Source organism: Vibrio sp. 1CM24A, from assembly GCF_023161725.1.
GTDB lineage: Bacteria > Pseudomonadota > Gammaproteobacteria > Enterobacterales > Vibrionaceae > Vibrio > Vibrio coralliirubri.
In genome coordinates this window covers 255,604-275,482 of sequence record NZ_JALNTS010000005.1, presented here as the reverse complement: position 1 = coordinate 275,482, position 19,879 = coordinate 255,604, and the positions used below count along the sequence as shown (strand labels likewise).

The following is a 19,879-nucleotide window of genomic DNA, read 5'->3' as shown; positions in this document are numbered from 1 at the left end:
CATGAGTAACCCTTTTTTAATGTTCGCACACACAGAGAAAAAACAAAGCAACTAGAAAACGTAAGCAACACCAACGTTTGCGGCCATGTTGATGCCACTTTCAAGTATTGGGCTATTCTCAATATCGCCTTCAAGGTTGGTATAACGAACGCCACCAGTTACTCGGACATTTGGCGTCACATGCAGATAGCCACCTAAACCAATAAAGTACTGACCATCCCAGTCTGCGTCGAATTCATTTAAGTTAGTTCTTGCCGCTTCAGCTGAACTCACACCATATAAATGATTGTTCAAACGCTCGCTGTTGTAGGCGTAACCAATAGATGGGGTAATCGCCCAGCCATTACGACGAATAGGTAGACGCCACGCCGCTTCCGCATAGATGCCGTTGTGCTTAAAGCCTAAATCCGAACCCGCAGTCGCTTCAAACATGCCCACCAAAGTGATCACTTGATAGCTGATACCGCCCAATATCGAGGCATCACGTTCATCCAACTTTTGAATATCGACGTTATCGGAATCACCCGGCTTTAATGTTCTTGAATCATAAACCGCTCGAAATACGATGTTTTGCGGTGAGCCTGCTGGTAATAAACGATAACCAGCGCTGAAACCACGCATAAAGAAGTGCTCGCCTTCATAACCAACCATAGGGATCACGGCACGGTTTGACGGTGTATCTTTATAAACAGCAGGAGAATAAGAGGCGGCAACACCTAATGACCACTGCGAGATTCTTGCATGTGCTGTTGTTGAAGCCAGTAACGCAGCACTGATAGCCACTATTTTGAACCCATTATTCTTCACTACATCTACCTATTTATTGAGCAATTTTTGATAACGTCGCGCATTATATGGTACTTCATTCCAAAAAATCAATAGAGCCCAGTTATACATCTAATGCACATAAATCCATTGTGAGTATTATTAAGCGACCTAAAATCTCAAAACAAACGGCCAGATCCCCTCGAATGTAAAATAATTTGATTCTACGCGCCTCAAGTTGCCTATTGCGCTCGCCACGTTTTTCACACGCAAAATTGTAAATAAATACATAATTGTTAAGCAAAATTGTGGAAGCGGGTCTAACCTTAAAATGTAGGGAGAGCCTATTTTTCAATCGCTCGTCAGTTTTGACTGGTTAACAAGGGGAATGTGACTATGAGTATTTTTGACCACTATCAATCACGTTATGAAGCAGCCAAGGAAGAAGAGCTGACATTGCAAGAGTTCTTAGGGCTGTGTAAAGACGATAAAAGTGCTTACGCTAATGCTGCCGAGCGCTTATTACTAGCCATTGGCGAACCGGAGGTCATTGACACCGCTCAAGACCCTCATCTGAGTCGTATTTTCTCGAACCGTGTCATCTCACGCTACAGCGAATTTAAAGATTTCTACGGTATGGAAGATGCGATTGAACAGATTGTTTCTTACTTAAAACATGCTGCGCAAGGTTTAGAAGAACGTAAACAAATCCTTTACCTACTTGGCCCTGTGGGCGGTGGTAAATCTTCTCTCGCTGAAAAACTCAAAGCCCTGATGCAGAAACTGCCAATCTATGTATTGTCTGCTGACGGTGAACGAAGCCCAGTAAACGATCACCCATTCTGTCTATTCGATGTTAACGAAGACGGCGACTTATTGAAGAATGAATATGGCATTGAGAAACGCTATCTTCGCTCAATTATGTCTCCGTGGGCAGCAAAACGTCTGCACGATTTTGGCGGTGATATTTCCAAATTCAAAGTCATCAAATTGCGCCCTTCTATTCTCGATCAAGTTGCGATCGCGAAAACAGAGCCAGGTGATGAAAACAACCAAGATATCTCGTCTCTGGTTGGTAAAGTTGATATTCGTAAACTTGAACACTTCTCTCAAGATGATCCTGATGCTTACAGCTACTCTGGTGCGCTATGTAAAGCCAACCAAGGTGTGATGGAATTCGTGGAGATGTTCAAAGCGCCAATCAAGGTATTGCACCCTCTACTAACGGCAACACAAGAAGGTAACTTCAATGGTACCGAAGGGCTTTCTGCACTGCCATTTGACGGTATGATTCTGGCTCACTCTAACGAATCTGAGTGGCAGACCTTCCGTAACAACAAAAACAACGAAGCCTTCCTCGACCGTGTGTACATTGTAAAAGTCCCTTACTGTCTGCGCGTCTCTGAAGAAGTTAAGATCTACCAGAAACTGCTTGAACACAGTGAGCTGTCCAAAGCCCCTTGTTCCCCGAGCACACTCGATCTGCTATCGCAATTCAGCATCCTATCGAGACTGAAAGAGCCTGAGAACTCATCTCTGTTCTCAAAAATGCGTGTTTACGATGGTGAGACTCTAAAAGACACCGATCCAAAAGCGAAGAGCTACCAAGAGTACCGAGATTATGCTGGCGTTGATGAAGGCATGTCTGGGCTATCAACGCGTTTCGCCTTTAAGATCCTGTCTCGTGTCTTTAACTTCGACCAAGCCGAAGTGGCCGCGAACCCAGTGCACCTGTTCTACGTTATTGAGCAGCAAATCGAACGTGAGCAATTCCCTCAAGAGACCGCTGAGAAGTATCTAGAGTTCTTGAAAGGATACCTAGTGCCACGCTACGTAGAGTTCATCGGTAAAGAGATTCAAACCGCTTACCTAGAGTCTTACTCTGAGTACGGTCAGAATATCTTCGACCGCTATGTCACCTACGCAGACTTCTGGATTCAAGACCAAGAGTACCGCGATCCAGAAACAGGCCAACTATTTGACCGTGCTTCTCTGAATGGTGAACTAGAGAAAATCGAGAAAACCGCCGGTATCAGTAACCCTAAAGACTTCCGAAATGAGATTGTGAACTTTGTGCTTCGTGCCAAAGCCAACAATAACGGTCAAAACCCAGTGTGGACGAGCTACGAGAAACTGCGCACTGTGATTGAGAAGAAAATGTTCTCTAACACAGAAGAGCTACTTCCTGTTATTTCGTTCAATGCTAAGACCTCAACGGATGATCAGAAAAAACATGACGACTTCGTTGCTCGTATGATGGAAAAAGGCTACACCGAGAAACAAGTGAGACTGCTATCTGAGTGGTACCTAAGAGTTCGTAAATCCTCATAACTAAACGGTATTGAGCTGCTCAACTGAGCAGCTCGTATAAAACAATAACTTTTATACCCAATAAAACAATTACTCTTATACCCGAATAAAAAGTAGGATCGCGACATCAGCTGAGAGGGAGTTCTTATGGCACAATTTATCGATCGGAGGCTCAATGGCAAAAATAAGAGTGCTGTGAATAGACAGCGTTTCTTACGACGCCATAAAGAGCAAATCAAAGAATCTGTGGCCGATGCAGTTAACCGACGCTCAATCACCAATACAGAAACGGGTGAAGACGTCACTATTCCCCATAAAGACATCAAAGAGCCGAACTTTCACCAAGGTCAAGGCGGCGTAAGAGAGCGCGTTCACCCAGGTAATGATCAGTTCATCACTGGCGATAAAATCGAACGCCCTAAAGGTGGTGGTCAAGGTGGTGGATCAGGCCAAGGCGACGCAAGCCCTGATGGCGAAGGCCAAGATGAATTTACCTTCCAAATTTCAAAAGATGAGTATCTTGATATTCTCTTTGAAGATTTAGCTCTACCTAATCTAGAGAAAAATCAGGTCAACAAAATCACCGAATGGAAAACTCACCGCTCTGGTTACCAAAGCGCGGGGATTCCATCCAACATCGCTATCGTTCGTTCACTGCAGCAATCTCTGGCTCGTAGAACCGCGATGACAGCAGGTAAAAAGCGTGAGCTTAACCTACTGATGGAGCAGCTTGACCAAGTTAAAATGACGGAGCCGGCGCAACCTTTTGAAGAGGGTCGCCTCAAAGAAGAGATTGCCGAGTTACGTAAAAAGATTGAAAGCGTGCCGTTCATTGACACCTTCGACTTACGTTTTAAAAACTATGAGAAGCGCCCTATTCCATCTAGCCAAGCCGTGATGTTCTGTTTAATGGATGTGTCCGGCTCAATGGATCAGGCCACGAAAGATATTGCGAAGCGCTTTTATGTCCTTCTGTATCTGTTCCTAAACCGCACCTACGAAAACGTCGATGTTGTGTTTATTCGTCACCATACTCAGGCAAAAGAAGTCGACGAGCATGAATTCTTCTACTCACAAGAAACCGGTGGCACCATTGTTTCGAGTGCATTGAAATTGATGAAGGAAATCGTCGCAGACCGCTACCCTGCGAATGAGTGGAACATCTATGCAGCACAAGCCTCTGATGGCGATAACTGGGCTGATGACTCTCCTCGTTGTAAAGAGTTACTGGTCAATACGCTTCTGCCAACTTGCCAATATTACTCTTACATCGAAATAACACGCCGCTCTCATCAAACGCTTTGGCACGAATACGAAAAACTCGAGAGTAGCTTTGACAACTTCGCGATGAAAAACATTAAAACGGTGGATGATATTTTTCCTGTGTTTAGAGAACTGTTCCAGAAAGAGACAGCGTAAGGGAGTTTGCCATGACAGCGAAATCAAACATTGCAGAGAAAGACAAAGCTGCAAAGAAGAAAAACGACAAGATGCTGCCTGATGGTCCAGATTGGACATTCAACCTCTTGGAGAAATACCACGTAGAAATTAAGCGTGTGGCGCAGCATTACCGTTTAGACACTTACCCAAACCAGATTGAAGTGATTACTTCAGAACAGATGATGGATGCCTACTCGAGCATTGGTATGCCTATCAATTACAACCACTGGTCATTTGGTAAGAAATTCATTCAAACCGAACAAAACTACAAGCATGGTCAGATGGGCTTGGCGTACGAAATCGTGATCAACTCCGATCCTTGTATCGCTTATCTGATGGAAGAGAACACGGTCACAATGCAGGCGCTGGTAATGGCTCACGCTTGTTATGGCCACAACTCTTTCTTTAAAGGCAACTACCTGTTCCAAACATGGACCGATGCCAGTTCCATCATCGATTACCTGTTGTTCGCTAAGAAGTACATTAGTGGTTGTGAAGAGAAATATGGCGTCGCTGAGGTCGAGCAGCTCCTTGACTCTTGCCATGCACTGATGAATTACGGCGTAGACCGATACAAACGTCCTGAGAAGATTTCCATTGCAGAAGAGACAGCAAGACAAGAAGAACGCGAAGCTTATCTGCAATCTCAAGTGAATGAGCTGTGGCGAACCGTTCCTCAAAATAAAAGTAAGGAAGAAGAGACCAAGATCCGCTTCCCTAGCGAGCCTCAAGAGAACATTCTCTACTTTATCGAGAAGAACGCACCACTGCTTGAACCTTGGCAGCGTGAGTGTGTTCGTATTGTTCGTAAGGTGAGCCAATACTTCTACCCTCAGAAGCAAACTCAAGTGATGAACGAAGGCTGGGCAACCTTCTGGCACTACACCATTCTTAATCATCTTTACGACGAAGGCTTGGTGAGTGATAAGTTCATCTTAGAATTCCTGCACAGCCACACCAGTGTCGTCGCACAACCTGCCTACAACAGTCCTTATTTCAGCGGAATAAACCCTTATGCGCTTGGCTTTGCGATGTTTAGAGACATCCGACGCATCTGTGAAGAACCAACCGATGAAGACCGAGAATGGTTCCCAGATCTAGCAGGAAGTGATTGGTTAGAAGCGGTGCACTTTGCGATGCACAATTTCAAAGATGAAAGCTTTATCAGCCAATACCTTTCTCCAAAAATCATTCGAGACTTTAAGCTGTTCTCTGTACTCGACGATGACCGTAAAAATACCATTGAGGTAAGTGCCATTCATGATGATCCGGGCTATCGCCTGATTCGTGAGAAGCTTGCGGCACAATACAACCTAAGTAACCTTGAACCGAATATTCAGGTATTTAACGTCGATGTTCGTGGTGACCGCTCAATGACACTGCAATATGTGCCTCATGACCGTATCCCGCTTGATAAAGGCTACGACGAAGTAATGAAGCATCTTTATCGCTTGTGGGGCTTTGATGTGATTTTGGAAGAGCTCAAAGATACGGGTCATAGAGAGATTCTGACTACTTGTCCAAAACGTAATGATTATGGAGCCAAGATTTAATATCAATCACAGTAAGTCAGTGATTGGTATAAAACTCCGCTCCCCCTACAACATAGTGGTCACCCGCTCGGAAGTGGAGCAATAAAAAAGCGCATAAGTCTGATGACTTATGCGCTTTCTTTTTAAGGCTCAAACGTCTGTAAATGAACGTAAGGCACTAAGCCTAAAACTAGAACTCAATAAGCTTAAACAATCGGCTTTTGACCGCGTTCAATCAGCTTCATCAGCACGCTGTCTGCTGATTTACCTGCCACGCCCGCTAGTTTGTCTGAAAGCTTTTTCTTCTGTACGTAGTGAATCGCTAGAACTGTTTTGTCCTTACATGCCGCTACGACTAAATCATCAGAAGTGCTGATCTCATCCACCAGCCCAAGTTCATGTGCTTGTGTACCAAACCAGTGTTCACCCGTTGCTACTTTTTCAAGATCTAACGCAGGACGATGGTCACGGATGAAGTCTTTGAACAGGCCATGTGTCTCTTCTAGCTCTTCTTTAAACTTCTCGCGTGCTTTATCGCTGTTCTCACCAAACATAGTTAATGTACGTTTGTACTCACCCGCCGTTAACTGTTCGAACTCAATATCGTGCTTTTTAAGCAGTTTGTTGAAGTTTGGCAGTTGAGCGATAACACCAATAGAGCCAACAATAGCAAACGGTGCAGATACAATTTTGTCTGCGATACATGCCATCATGTAACCGCCACTTGCTGCGACTTTGTCTACCGAGATAGTCAGAGGCAAACCTGCTGCTTTGATGCGATCAAGTTGAGAAGATGCCAAGCCATAGCCGTGAACCATGCCACCGCCAGACTCAAGTTTAAGCAATACTTCATCGCCTTCACGAGCCACAGCTAGAACCGCCGTTACCTCTTCACGTAATGAAGCCACTTCTTTCGCATCAATGCTGCCGTTAAAATCAAGAACGAATAGATGTGGTTCACGCTTGCTATCAAGCTCACCCTCTTTCGCTGCTTTCTTCACTTCTTTACCGCGTGATTTTACTTTCTCTTTTTCCGCTTTCTTTTCTGCTTTATCACGGGCTTTGATGAAAGCATCATCGTGTAGATGGTGCTCTAATTGTTCAATCGTCTGTTTGTGGTGTTCAGATAGGTTCGTGATTTCCAGCTCACCTTTAATCGCGCTTGATTTCCCACCCACAGATTTAGCAATCACTAAAATTGCGATGATGGCGATTACAACGGTCGCAATCTTGGCTAAAAACAAGCCGTAGTCCAACAAAAATTCCAATGTCATATCCCCTATTGTATGAATTAGTGTATTGTAACCATCTTGTCACGATTACCAAGAATTTCTCATCATTCCTGCGGTTATCTGTGTGATTAAACATCAATGGAATGACGAACATAATAAAAGAAAGAAGGATAAGCACAGTGGATTACCCAATCTCTACAGATGCCCTCAAAGATAAAGTAATTTTGGTTACAGGTGCCGGTGCTGGCATTGGTCGCCAAGCAGCACTAAGCTTCGCTCAACATGGCGCAACTGTCATTCTGTTAGGCCGCAATGTTAAAAACCTTGAATTCATTTACGATGAAATCGAAAGCGCTGGTTACCCACAACCTGCGATTATCCCATTGGATTTAAAAGGTGCGACAAAGCAGAACTACATTGATATGGCTGAAACCATTGAATCACAGTTCGGTCGTTTAGATGGCCTACTTCATAACGCAGGTGTTCTCGGCACTCTGAGTCCATTTGAGCAGATTGATGAAGAAACCTTTGATGATGTTATGCAGATCAATGTGAAGTCTGAGTTCTTGATGACTCAAGCATTACTGCCTGCACTTAAGAAAGCAGAAGCAGGTCGCATCGTATTTACCTCTTCAACGGTTGGTCACTCTGGCCGTGCATTCTGGGGCACTTACGCAATTTCTAAGTTTGCTACCGAAGGTATGATGCAAATCCTAGCGGACGAGCTTGAAGACACAAACATCCGTGTTAACGCAATCAACCCGGGCGGCACTCAAACACGCATGCGTGCAAAAGCGTACCCAGGAGAAGATGCGAATAAGCTAAAAACGCCACTCGACATCATCCCACTGTACCTACACTTAATGAACCCAAGTGTGACAGACATTAATGGCCAATGTATCGATGCTCAACCTAAGTAACTGATATCATTAACCAACAGTAAAAAGTCGCTTCCATAGCGGCTTTTTTTGTATCTAAATCAACCATCTAACACTGATACCAATCGTAGTAAATAACTGGTCATCCTAGCTTGTTAAAACACTCGATAACGGCGTTAGAAATTTTGATTGTAGAATAACTACTTATCGAAAATTTCTGCCTTGTTCTCAAGCATTTTTCCTGCGCTATTTATGATCACTTACTTACTGTGATTGGTATTATTCCCCTAATTTTCATCATTTTGCTTTGCATCTTTTTCATTGTTAAATATACTGTATAAATATACAGGTATTTAATTATGCATGAACTAATAAAAAACTTACAAGACCGCCAGCTAATCTGGAAAGGGTTACAATCAACAACGCAAGGAAGTACCACTTCAACAGGTTATCCTCAACTGGATAAACAGCTTGATGGCGGCTTCCCGACGCACGGCGTTATTGAGGTTGAATCACAACAAGGGATCGGCGAGCTTCGTCTCCTTACGCCCTATTTATCTCAACAAAACTCGCAAAAACTGGCCATATTCATTAACCCGCCAGGGAAGATCTGTGCCGAGTTTTTTAACAGCCAAGGCATTGAATTAGAGAACATTCTCGTTATCCAGCCCCAACGCGATCTCGATGCACTGTGGGCGGCTGAGCAGTGCCTCAAAAGCGGCGCTTGTCACTCTGTATTGCTATGGGGAGCCGATCTAGAAATACACCAAACCAAGCGCTTACAAGCAGCCAGTGAAACCGGTAAGTGCCTGCAATTTCATTTTAAAGCCACCAGCCATAATCAACTATCCCTACCCGTTTCTTTAAGCATGAAACTGTCTTCTCACGCCCAAGGATTGAAGGTAGAGGTAACAAAAAGAAAAGGCAGTTGGTCGTATGGTAGCTTTATTCTCGACATGACTCACAATTGGCCGTTACTTACAGAAAAAGTCATCAGCATCGACAGTTCACATCACAATTTGTCAGATAACACTGTGCTGGCTTTTCCTATTGCGAAGCAAGGCTAGCCTATGTTGTGGCTTTATCTGCACTTTCCATCTCTGCAGTTGGATACCTTGTTTAACTCTAATGAATTGGGTTCGAGCGAAGACTCCCTCGAACAACCTATTATCATCGTGGATGAAAAAGATCACCGTGTACTGCAAGCGAACCCAACTGCGCTGCAATCGGGAATTTCACTTGGTATGGGCTTAGGGTCTGCGGCGGCGCTGTCCCACAACTTACACGTCCACCCTTACAGTATTGAACTGGAGAAAAGTAAGCTCAAAGAGATCGCTCAATGGGCGTATCTAGTCACTTCCGACATGGCGTTATTGCCACCTAATGGTTTGCTGATTAAAGCCTCTAACATGCTGTCACTTTACGACGGGTTAGATAACTACTGGCATGAACTCAAAAGCCACTTAGAAACGCTCAATATCCAGTTCAGCTTCGCTACGGGTTATTCGCCGCTTGCTGCGATCCTTTTGGGTAAGCAAGCTATCAACCAAGTAACAAACAATGTTGAGCAGATGAAAGTTTGGGTCAATCAACAAGCATTGAATTCCAGTGAGCTACCGACCAAGCAAGTAGAACGCCTGAACCGTGTCGGTATCAATATCGTTGAAGACCTATTAAAGCTGCCTTTGCAAGAGGTCGCACGCCGCTTTGATATCGACTTGGTGAATTATGTCGGTCGCCTTAACGGCCAGTTCAAGCACCCGATTGATTTCTATCACCCACCAGAGAATTTCCAGCAATATTTGGAGCTGTTATTTGATATTGAAAACATCCTATTTATCGAAAAGCCGTTGCTGAAATTATTGAATCAACTCGAATGTTTTTTGAAGCTACGCGATCGAGTGGCTTTCGAGTTAACGTTGACTTTGCACCTCAGAGATAAAGACGATCACCCTGTCTCTTTTTATTCGGCACAAGGTGATTACCTTTCTGAAAAATGGGCGAACCTGACTCATCTCACCTTAGAGTCACTAAAACTAACAGCACCGGTTCAAGGGCTGACCCTCAGCTTGGTTCGTCATGGAGAACCACAAATGGCCTACCATGATCTTTTTGATGGTAATACTGGAACACTTGCCGCGTTAGATTTGCTCTCACTACTGCAAGCAAAGCTTGGACAAGCCTGCATTCAAACACCGAAAATACAGCACGATCCAAGGCCAGAAAAGGCCAATCAGTATTCGCTCCCAACGCTGAGTAAGTCTGTGGCAAAAAGGCAAACGCCCCCAGAGAGCGAGCAACAAACCATAGTTCTCAGCGTCCATCAACAACGACTCCGGCCCAGTATTTTACTGCCAGAGCCCGAAGTCTTAACCGAAAGCGTCACCTTATCTCAAGGCCCAGAGCGCATTGTGTCTGGCTGGTGGGACGGAGAGAAGATCATTCGTGACTACTTTATTGCTCACAGTGAAAACGGTCGATGGCTATGGGTCTTTAGAACGCCCGATAAGCAGTGGTTTTTGCACGGCTTATTTAGCTAGTCTGTTCTACTTATTCAATTTCAGCGTCCCTTTTCAATCATGTTCACTAGCAATGGTTAAGTGAGATTACGTTATGTCTCAGCAATATTCAGAGCTCTTCTGTCAAAGTAATTACTCCTTCCTTGAGGGGGCCTCACACGCAGAGGAACTTGTTTTACAGGCCGACTTCTTACGTTACAAAGCACTCGCGGTTACTGATGAGTGCTCAGTCGCGGGCATCGTTAAGGTTCACTCTGCAATCAAGCAACATAAACTGTCGCTCAAGCAAATTGTCGGGAGCATGTTTTGGTTAAATGAAGAGTGCCAAGTGATCTTGATATGCCCAAACAGACAAGCCTACGCCGAGCTGTGCCGTATAATTACCAACGCGAGACGTCGTAGCAGCAAGGGACATTATCAGCTCTCTGAGTGGGATATCATGTCGGCTAAGCACTGCTTTATTCTTTGGCTTCCTCAAGAGAAAAATGAAGACGCGCACTGGGGGCAATGGCTATCCCAGCACCATTCAGGTCGGCTTTGGATCGGCTTACAACGACACCTAAAGCAAACCGACCAGCAGTACACAGATTACTGCGTTGAGCTGTCACAGCATCATCAACTGCCGATAACAGCTTGTGGTGGCGTGCTGATGCACAACGCGAATCGCTTACCCTTGCAGCACTCACTCACTGCGATAAAGTACCAAAAGCCCATTACCGAAGTGGGCAGTCACTTACTTGCTAATGCAGAACGTTGTTTACGGAGTATCAATAAACTCTCTCATATTTTCAAAGTGGAGTGGCTAGAAGAGAGCAACCGAATCTCCGAGTTGTGTGAATTTGATTTAGATAGCTTGCGATACGAATATCCCAGTGAGCTGATTCCTCAAGGTGAGACACCCATGAGTTATCTGCGCATGTTGGTCGAAAAGGGAAAACGAGCTCTCTTCCCACAAGGTGTACCTAGTGACATCCAACAAATCATAGATAAAGAATTGGGATTAATTGACGAGCTTGACTACCCTTTCTTTTTTCTCACCATTCACGACATCGTGATGTTTGCCAAAGGCCAAGGCATTCTTTACCAAGGCCGTGGTTCAGCGGCTAATTCCGTGGTCTGTTACTGCTTAGAGATCACCTCTGTCGACCCAAGGCAGATCTCGGTGCTGTTTGAGCGTTTCATCAGTAAAGAGCGCGATGAGCCGCCTGATATTGATGTCGATTTTGAACACGAACGCCGTGAAGAAGTTATTCAATACATCTATAAAAAATACGGTAGAGAACGGGCCGCGCTTGCCGCAACGGTCATTTCTTATCGCTTTAAAAGTGCGGTTAGAGATGTCGGTAAAGCATTGGGGCTACAAGAAACTCAGCTCGACTACTTCATTAAGAACACCAATCGCAGGGACAAAAGCCTAGGTTGGCAGGCTCAACTCACTCAATTGGGGCTACAGCCTGATTCTTTGAAGGGGCAACAGTTTATCCATTTGGTTAATGAGATCATCGGCTTTCCACGTCACTTATCTCAACACGTTGGTGGCTTTGTCATATCTTCAGGGCCTTTGTATGAACTGGTTCCCGTCGAGAATGCCGCGATGCACGACCGAACCATTATTCAATGGGATAAGGATGACCTTGAAACCTTAGGCTTGCTGAAAGTTGATGTGCTCGCGTTAGGTATGCTCTCTGCGATTCGTAAATGTTTCGACCTGATCAAACGCATTCACGGGAGATCACTGACCATTGCTGAGATCACTCGCCTTAAGGACGATCCTCAGGTTTACGGCATGATTCAACGAGCAGACACAGTCGGGATATTCCAAATTGAGTCACGCGCACAAATGAGCATGCTGCCAAGGCTTAAACCGAGGACTTATTACGACTTGGTGATTCAAATCGCTATCGTTCGTCCAGGTCCTATTCAGGGCGATATGGTGCATCCGTTTCTCAAGCGTCGAGATGGCATTGAGCCAATCAGTTATCCATCTAAAGACGTGGAATCAGTACTGTCGCGCACCTTAGGTGTACCTATCTTCCAAGAGCAAGTGATTAAACTTGCGATGGTGGCCGCAGGCTTCACAGGCGGAGAAGCGGATCAACTCAGACGCGCGATGGCCGCTTGGAAGAAAAATGGCAACGTCTTTAAGTTTAAAAACAAGCTCATCGAGGGGATGCAAAAGCGCGGCTATGAGACAGAGTTTGCCGAGCAGATCTTTAAACAGATATGCGGTTTTGGCGAGTACGGTTTTCCTGAAAGCCACTCCGCTTCGTTTGCGGTGTTAGCGTATTGCTCAGCTTGGTTGAAGTGCTACTACCCTGAATGTTTCTACGCTTCTCTGTTAAATAGCCAACCGATGGGGTTTTATAGCCCTTCACAGTTGGTACAAGACGCACAACGACACAATGTGGTGATACTTCCGGTATGTGTGAACGCTTCTCAAAACGACCACACGGTTGTCTCTCATCAGAATGGTCTAGCGATTCGCTTAGGGCTGCGACAAATCAAAGGACTCAGCGAGCATGGAATTCAAAGCGTGCTTGCCAATCGCCCACAATCCGGTTATCGCCACCCTAGTCAGGTGAAACAGTTATCGATGAATAAGAAAGATATCGAGCTACTTGCATCGGCCAATGCGCTACATAACGTTTCTGGAGACCGCTTCCAGACTCGCTGGGCGATCATGGACTCAGCGTCTGATTTACCTCTGTTTAGCCAGGCCTATGACGATACTGAGGATGAGCATGGCGAACACACACTGCACAAGCCCAACGAAATGCAAGATCTACTCGAAGACTTCACCAGTGTCGGAGTTTCATTGAACAAGCACCCAATCACTTTGCTCGAAGAAGCGGGACGATTAGGCCGATTCACACACATGAAAGATTTAATACAACAAAGACACAAATCTATGGTCACCGTTGTCGGATTAGTCACAGGAAAACAATCCCCCGGCACCGCGGCAGGTGTCACCTTTGTCACTCTGGAGGATAGCACTGGCAATATTAATGTCGTGGTATGGGGAGCAACCGCGCGCGCTCAACAGCAAGCCTACCTCACAGCCAAGGCGTTAAAAGTACAAGGGATATTAGAAAAAGAAGGAGAAGTCGTGCATGTTATCGCGGGGAAACTTATCGATATTACCGATGAAATTGTTGGCTTGAAAACCAAATCTCGGGATTTTCATTAGCGAAGTACCAACTGTTCTCAATAAGTCACTGGCTAAAGGAACGAGAGAAAGAGCAACGAAAAAGGGAAGCATCCGCTTCCCTTCAATTCCAATTGTTGAGTTACACCTCAACGTCAGCTTCCGTACGTCTTTTCTTAAATTCCCTATATAGTAATAAGCTCAAAGTCATAACGACTTTAGACGTTAACCATATCATTAAAAGGAACTACCTTAGATTGTGTGTGAAAAGTTACGTGAGTAATTGAGCATATTTTGTTACGAGAAATATGCCGCATCAATAATAGCAAACGTTTTCTATAAGGTCACTCAAAACAAACTGCATGTCGGTATAAATTACAGGATCTGACGCATACGCTCTTGAGTTACCTCAACCAGCAAATCTGGTTGGAACTTAGAAATAAAGCGGTTACACCCTACTTTCTCCACCATCGCCTCATTAAAACTTCCACTTAATGAAGTATTTAGCGTAATGAACAGATCATGCATTCTAGGGTCAGTACGTACTTCGTGTGTCAGTTTATAGCCGTCCATTTCAGGCATTTCAGCATCGGTGATCATCAACAATATTTCTTGATTAATGTCTTTGCCTTCATCACACCAGCCCTTAAGTAAGGTCAGTGCTTCTAAGCCATCACAACACTCAATAATATTCAACCCAAGCTGCGACAAGGTGCCTTTGATTTGATTACGCGCTGTTGAAGAGTCATCAACGATAAGCACGTTACGTCCTATCATTTCCTGAGCTAACTGCTGATCTAACACACCTTCAGATATCGATACATCGTAATCAATGATCTCAGCCAACACTTTCTCAACATCGATGATCTCGACGATCTTGTGCTGCTCATCTTCTTGAATATGCGTGATAGCGGTTAGGTAGTTTGCGCGGCCTGTTGTCTTTGGCGGCGGTTGGATTTCTGTCCATGTCGTGTTCACGATATTACGAACTTGCCCAACCAAGAAACCTTGTACGGTTCGGTTGTATTCCGTAATGATCAGGTTGCTCTCTTGAGATTCCGCACGAGATGGCGGAAAGCCAATGGCACTGCGTAAATCGATAACAGGCACCGATTCACCACGTAAAGACGCAACACCCGTAATATGATGATGAGAGCCCGGTAAGCGAGTGAGTACTGGCACTTTGAGGACTTCTTTCACTTTAAATACGTTAATCGCAAATAGTTGACGACTATTTAAGCTGAATAACAAGAGTTCCAGACGGTTTTCACCGACCAGTTTGGTTCTCTGATCAACCGAATTTAAAACGCCAGACATACAACACCTTAGTGACAAATAATAACTGTGGCTACAATAGCCTACTTCAATAGGTTAAAGCAAAGCGCCAATGCACAGAATGCTTAAACTAAGTACAACAAATGATGTTATACAAAGCTTAAGTACATGGAAAGATTCAGGGTAAGGCTACAAGACGAGAAAAAGGGATTAACCTTCAATAACTTTCATTAACAGTTGGCCATCGTATAAGGCCTGCTTGATGAGCGCAGCACCTGGCATGGTTGCCTGCTTATAAAAACGAGATTCCACCAACTCTAAGTCTTTATGGTAAACCGATAGACTCTGCTCTTCGATGCACTTTTGAATCGCTGGGTATAACACGCTCTTCGCCTGATTGATAACACCACCCACCAAGATTTTCTCTGGGTTGAACAGGTTAATCACAATCGCAATCGCAGAGCCTAGATAACGGCCTAACTGTTCAATCACTTCGACAGCCAGCGGATCCCCATTAGCAGCGGCAGCACAGATCTGTTCAATAGTGACGTCTTCAAACACCGTTAGCGTTGATTCTTCACCATTTGCCAATCGCTCTTTAACTTGCTCACGGATTGCCTGAGAACTCGCCACCGTTTCTAAACAGCCTCGATTTCCACAGTGGCAAAGCTTGCCTTCCTTATCGATCTGGATATGCCCCAACTCACCGATGTTACCGTGACGTCCTTGCAGAACGCGACCATCGAGAATGATCCCGGCACCTAAACCGTGGTGAATAGAGATAAGAACAGAGTTGTCGTTATCTTGTGAGTTACCAAACAGCTTCTCTGCTAATGCCCATGCTCGGGTATCATTGGCAATAAAAACTGGCAGACCGGTTTCTTTGTAGATCTCCGGCCCTAACGCTAAATTTTCAACGTTGTAGTGCGGCATTTGCAACACAATACCCTGCTCTGAATTCACAAGGCCTGGCAGTGTGATAGCGATACTCGTCACCCTGTCGAGTTGCTCAGCATAGGTTTGGAAGAACTCATCGATTTCATGAAGAAGACGCGCCAGCACATCATCTTGATCACGTTCGTGGATATCAATTTTGGTATCGATAAGCACGTCGCCGCCCAATTCATGGAGCGCGATCGTCAAGTATCCGCGACCAAGACGCATCGACAAAAATTGCCAACCTTCGTTATTGGTTTGTAGACCGACAGCAGGACGTCCACGAGTCGTGGCTTCTTGAACCGTGGTTTCGTGAATAAGGTGAGCTTCAATGAGTTCACGGGTAATTTTAGTAATACTCGCCGGAGCCAACTCACTTTGCTTGGACAGATCGATACGAGAAATAGGACCTTTAAGGTCAATTAGTTTATATACACGACCAGCATTGACCTGTTTGATATGATCAATATGGCCCGGTTGAGCCATGTACATTTTACGCTCCAGAAATCATCAACGAGGTAATTTTTTTACTTTGCGAAGTAATTGTGAAGTCACTTGGTATATCGCCGTGACCAGTATCACGTATATACATGAATCTTTGTGTATCGAGTCAAATTGTTCGAGGAAAATTAACACCCACATCGATAAATCGAGACTTAATTTTCATAAAAAAACATCGCGCTTGAGTGCTAAATACAATAAATATCAGTAAATACAGAAATATCTTCCTAGCTCCCAATAAATTATCAATTAATGCATATACTTAATTCAGTCTTGTAAAAGATTACTTGGTCTCACTCTAGGAGTATTCATGACAGCCGAATTAAGAAAAACGAAAATCGTCACAACGCTAGGCCCTTCAACAGATAAAGGTAACGTGCTTGAAGAAATCATCAAAGCAGGTGCCAATATCGTCCGTATGAACTTCTCTCACGGCACCAGCGACGACCATATACAACGCGCAGAAAAAGTCAGAGCAATAGCAAAAAGACACGGCACTCAAATCGCCATTCTCGGAGACTTACAAGGTCCCAAGATTCGTGTGTCGACATTCAAAGATGGCAAAATCCAACTTGCCGTAGGCGACCTGTTCACTCTCGATAGCAGCCTAGGTTTAGGCGAAGGCAATCAAGAAGCCGTTGGCCTTGATTACAAAGAACTGCCTAACGACGTATCCGCCGGCGATATCTTGTTGCTTGACGATGGTCGTGTTCAACTCAAAGTAACCAAGGTCGAAGGTTGCCGTGTTCACACCGAAGTTATCATTGGCGGCCCACTCTCAAATAACAAAGGCATCAACAAAAAAGGCGGCGGCCTTTCCGCAGAAGCGCTAACAGAAAAAGACAAACGCGACATCGTCACCGCCGCACAAATCAAAGTGGATTACCTAGCGGTGTCTTTCCCTCGTAATGGTGAAGACATGCACTACGCTCGTCAGCTTGCACGAGAAGCCGGCTTAGAAGCTCACCTCGTCGCAAAAGTGGAGCGAGCAGAGACAGTCGCCACTGTTGAGAACATGGATGACATCATAATGGCCTCAGATGTCGTCATGGTGGCTCGTGGTGACCTCGGAGTAGAAATTGGCGACCCTGAGTTAGTCGGAGTACAAAAACAGCTTATACGCCGTGCCAGAGCGCTTAACCGAACAGTCATCACCGCAACTCAAATGATGGAATCAATGATTTCTGCGCCAATGCCAACCCGTGCCGAAGTCATGGACGTTGCCAACGCCGTACTCGATGGAACAGATGCTGTGATGCTGTCTGGTGAAACTGCAGCTGGTGACTACCCAGTCGAGACCGTAAAATCGATGGCAGAAGTCTGTATTGGTGCGGAGAAAATGGCAGGCATTAACAACCAATCCAATTACCGTATTGATCGCACCTTTGTAACCGCCGAAGAAACCGTTTCGATGGCGACCATCTACTCTGCGAACCATATGGAAGGCATTAAAGGCGTTGTCACTCTCACCGAGTCAGGCCGCACTGCACTGATGATGTCTCGCCTAAGTGCTGACATGCCTATCTACGCGCTGTCTCGTAACGAAGGAACGCTTAATCGCTGTACCTTGTACCGAGGTGTGACACCTATCTACTTCGAGACAGAAGCCGAAGACAGCTTTGACATTGCACTATCTACACTCACTTGCCTGAAAGAGAAAGGACACCTTAAGTTTGGCGACCTAGTGATCGTCACTCAAGGCGACATTATGGATGTAGCAGGGTCAACCAACTGTATGAGAATCTTGCCTGTCACCTAATATTTGACCTTAAGGCGAAACGATTCGCCTAATCTCAAAAACTTAAAAGGGTTATCGAACCAAGTTCAATAACCCTTTTTCATTTCAGAACACGACTCACTACAATCTGCTTAAACAGCATAACGAGCTCACAGCATGCTAGCTCATCAACTTCGAGAATTACTTGCCAGCAGCAATGGTGGCTAACTGTGGCATATGAGAATTGCGAGCGTTTTCCGTTGAGGTGTAGGTTTCTACAAATCGGTAACCGGCTTCTAAGCCCATTTCGTAATCGTGCAACAGGTCTTCTTTGTCGCTCATTAATGAACTCGATTTTAGCGGCTGACTTGGCGCTATCTGTACCACAAACGCGTCGTCTGGTGGCGAATTCAAAAAATCCTGAGTTAATGAGTAGGTCTGATAATGCACCATCAGCATGTCAGCCAAGCCTGAATCAAACTTATCCCCGATTAAATGACTTAAGCGATAAATATCATCTGCACCAAATAGCCAGCGACCACCATTTAGCAGATCTAAATGCCCACGGTCACGCTTCTGCTCTTTTGAGCGCATAATTTGTTGTTGGAAGAAAGAGGTCCAGTCGGTTTTCCACTGTTCCACTTTCTGTTGCCAATGACCTTGAACACTATCGAAAGATTCGCGGAACCACTCCAGTTCTTCGGCAGAGATTGGTTTAGGCGCTTTGACTGAAGATCCCTTAACTGGTGCTTCAACCAAATGGGTATTACCTTCCTCCACCACTGGCTCAGTACGAATCACCACAATAGAACGGGCTTGTCTTCGCCACGCTTCCTGAACCGGGATACACGCCGATACACCACCGTCCACATAAGCACTGTCACCAATAAAGACTTCATCATTGTACAAGCGAGGAATGGCGCAGGTCGCAATCATCACCTTGTACCAATCTTCGCCCAATAATGGGAAGTAGTGGTCTCGTAAGTCTTTGGAATCCGTTACAGCCGCATAGAAGTGGCGATCGCCTAGCGTTTGTCGCCCTAAATCCAGATCGAGCTTATATGGGTAAGCCATAATTTGTTCTAGCGCCCATTCTAATCCTAGGTTCTTTCTGTGTCGTATATAGGAAAAGAGATTGAAGAACTCTGGTGAGGTTGTGAGGTCGAGAACAAAAGAACGTCCAAGGCCTTTATCACGGCACAGATAAGCACATAAGTTGAGAGCACCTGCTGAGGTACCAAAAAATTCGTCGAAGGGGTCAAAATTTGAGAGAAGAAAGGCATCCAGCACTCCAGAAGTAAAAATACTTCTCTGTCCGCCACCTTGAGCGACCAGTGCTGTTTTTCCAGCAATAAACTTAGCGTAATAATCCAAGTCTATTGCTGTATCAATATTGGTTATAATCCCACTATTCATTATTCCCTGAGTATCAAAACTCAGCCTCGCAATAGATGGTATTAACTACCAATCGCAATAAAGCCAAATGAAAGAATGATCATGTAGATAAACACGGTAATTTGTAGGGCATTTTTCAGATTATGGTCCATAGACACCTCTGGCTTATTATTAATTTGTCGAGTCTCTATTTAAGTACTATCAGGTGTGTGAAGTATCTTCAAGAATCGTCGA

Annotated in this window: 14 protein-coding genes; 8 read left to right on the top strand and 6 right to left on the bottom strand. The window is 44.9% G+C overall.

The annotated features are described in order from the left end of the window. Positions 1–51: 51 nt before the first annotated feature. Positions 52–807: a MipA/OmpV family protein gene (locus tag MSG38_RS13230; protein WP_248401990.1), complete on the bottom strand. Its 756-nt coding sequence runs from the start codon at positions 805–807 to the stop codon at positions 52–54. Between the two features lie 354 nt (positions 808–1,161). On the opposite strand from MSG38_RS13230, the gene MSG38_RS13225 reads away from it, so the two are divergent. The 3 genes from MSG38_RS13225 (at position 1,162) to MSG38_RS13215 (ending at position 6,068) form a co-directional block, all read left to right on the top strand. Continuing rightward, a complete protein-coding gene (locus MSG38_RS13225; protein ID WP_029405329.1) occupies positions 1,162–3,096 on the top strand; it encodes a PrkA family serine protein kinase in 1,935 nt (644 codons plus the stop codon). A 126-nt stretch (positions 3,097–3,222) separates the two neighbouring features. Further along, positions 3,223–4,494 (top strand): YeaH/YhbH family protein, encoded by a 1,272-nt coding sequence (locus tag MSG38_RS13220; RefSeq protein ID WP_017062133.1) that lies wholly within the window; start codon positions 3,223–3,225, stop codon positions 4,492–4,494. Positions 4,495–4,505: 11 nt separating this feature from the next. Then, positions 4,506–6,068 (top strand): SpoVR family protein, encoded by a 1,563-nt coding sequence (locus MSG38_RS13215; protein WP_248401989.1) that lies wholly within the window; start codon positions 4,506–4,508, stop codon positions 6,066–6,068. 185 nt (positions 6,069–6,253) lie between these two features. Here MSG38_RS13215 and sohB read toward each other — a convergent pair whose 3' ends face one another. Next, positions 6,254–7,321 (bottom strand): protease SohB, encoded by a 1,068-nt coding sequence (gene sohB / locus MSG38_RS13210; RefSeq protein WP_012603584.1) that lies wholly within the window; start codon positions 7,319–7,321, stop codon positions 6,254–6,256. Positions 7,322–7,458: 137 nt separating this feature from the next. Between sohB and MSG38_RS13205 the strand changes: the two genes are divergently transcribed. From MSG38_RS13205 to MSG38_RS13190, 4 genes are all read left to right on the top strand, one after another. Further along, positions 7,459–8,199, top strand: coding sequence for a YciK family oxidoreductase (locus MSG38_RS13205; protein ID WP_017629695.1), 741 nt, complete (start codon positions 7,459–7,461; stop codon positions 8,197–8,199). Between the two features lie 317 nt (positions 8,200–8,516). After that, entirely contained in the window at positions 8,517–9,224 is a 708-nt protein-coding gene (imuA, locus tag MSG38_RS13200) for a translesion DNA synthesis-associated protein ImuA (protein ID WP_086971798.1), read from the top strand. 3 nt (positions 9,225–9,227) lie between these two features. Beyond that, on the top strand, positions 9,228–10,697 hold the full coding sequence (locus MSG38_RS13195) for a DNA polymerase Y family protein (RefSeq protein ID WP_248401988.1): 1,470 nt from the start codon (positions 9,228–9,230) through the stop codon (positions 10,695–10,697). Between the two features lie 73 nt (positions 10,698–10,770). After that, positions 10,771–13,863 carry an error-prone DNA polymerase gene (locus MSG38_RS13190; RefSeq protein WP_248401987.1) on the top strand — a complete coding sequence of 1,031 codons (3,093 nt, stop codon included), beginning with the start codon at positions 10,771–10,773 and terminating at the stop codon, positions 13,861–13,863. Between the two features lie 333 nt (positions 13,864–14,196). On the opposite strand, the gene MSG38_RS13185 is transcribed toward MSG38_RS13190, so the two are convergent. Next, positions 14,197–15,138, bottom strand: a complete 942-nt coding sequence (locus MSG38_RS13185; RefSeq protein WP_048659704.1) for a chemotaxis protein CheV — start codon at positions 15,136–15,138, stop codon at positions 14,197–14,199. A gap of 168 nt (positions 15,139–15,306) precedes the next feature. Beyond that, positions 15,307–16,524 carry an ROK family protein gene (locus tag MSG38_RS13180; protein WP_019820875.1) on the bottom strand — a complete coding sequence of 406 codons (1,218 nt, stop codon included), beginning with the start codon at positions 16,522–16,524 and terminating at the stop codon, positions 15,307–15,309. Positions 16,525–16,843: 319 nt separating this feature from the next. On the opposite strand from MSG38_RS13180, the gene pyk reads away from it, so the two are divergent. Beyond that, positions 16,844–18,292 (top strand): pyruvate kinase, encoded by a 1,449-nt coding sequence (gene pyk, locus MSG38_RS13175; protein WP_017062141.1) that lies wholly within the window; start codon positions 16,844–16,846, stop codon positions 18,290–18,292. Positions 18,293–18,451: 159 nt separating this feature from the next. Here the strand turns inward: pyk and MSG38_RS13170 are convergent, their stop codons facing one another. Continuing rightward, complete coding sequence (locus MSG38_RS13170) at positions 18,452–19,666, bottom strand: DUF6363 domain-containing protein (protein ID WP_048610594.1); 1,215 nt, start codon at positions 19,664–19,666, stop codon at positions 18,452–18,454. A gap of 41 nt (positions 19,667–19,707) precedes the next feature. Next, positions 19,708–19,797, bottom strand: a complete 90-nt coding sequence (locus MSG38_RS13165) for a YnhF family membrane protein (RefSeq protein ID WP_100214626.1) — start codon at positions 19,795–19,797, stop codon at positions 19,708–19,710. Between the last annotated feature and the right edge of the window lie 82 nt (positions 19,798–19,879).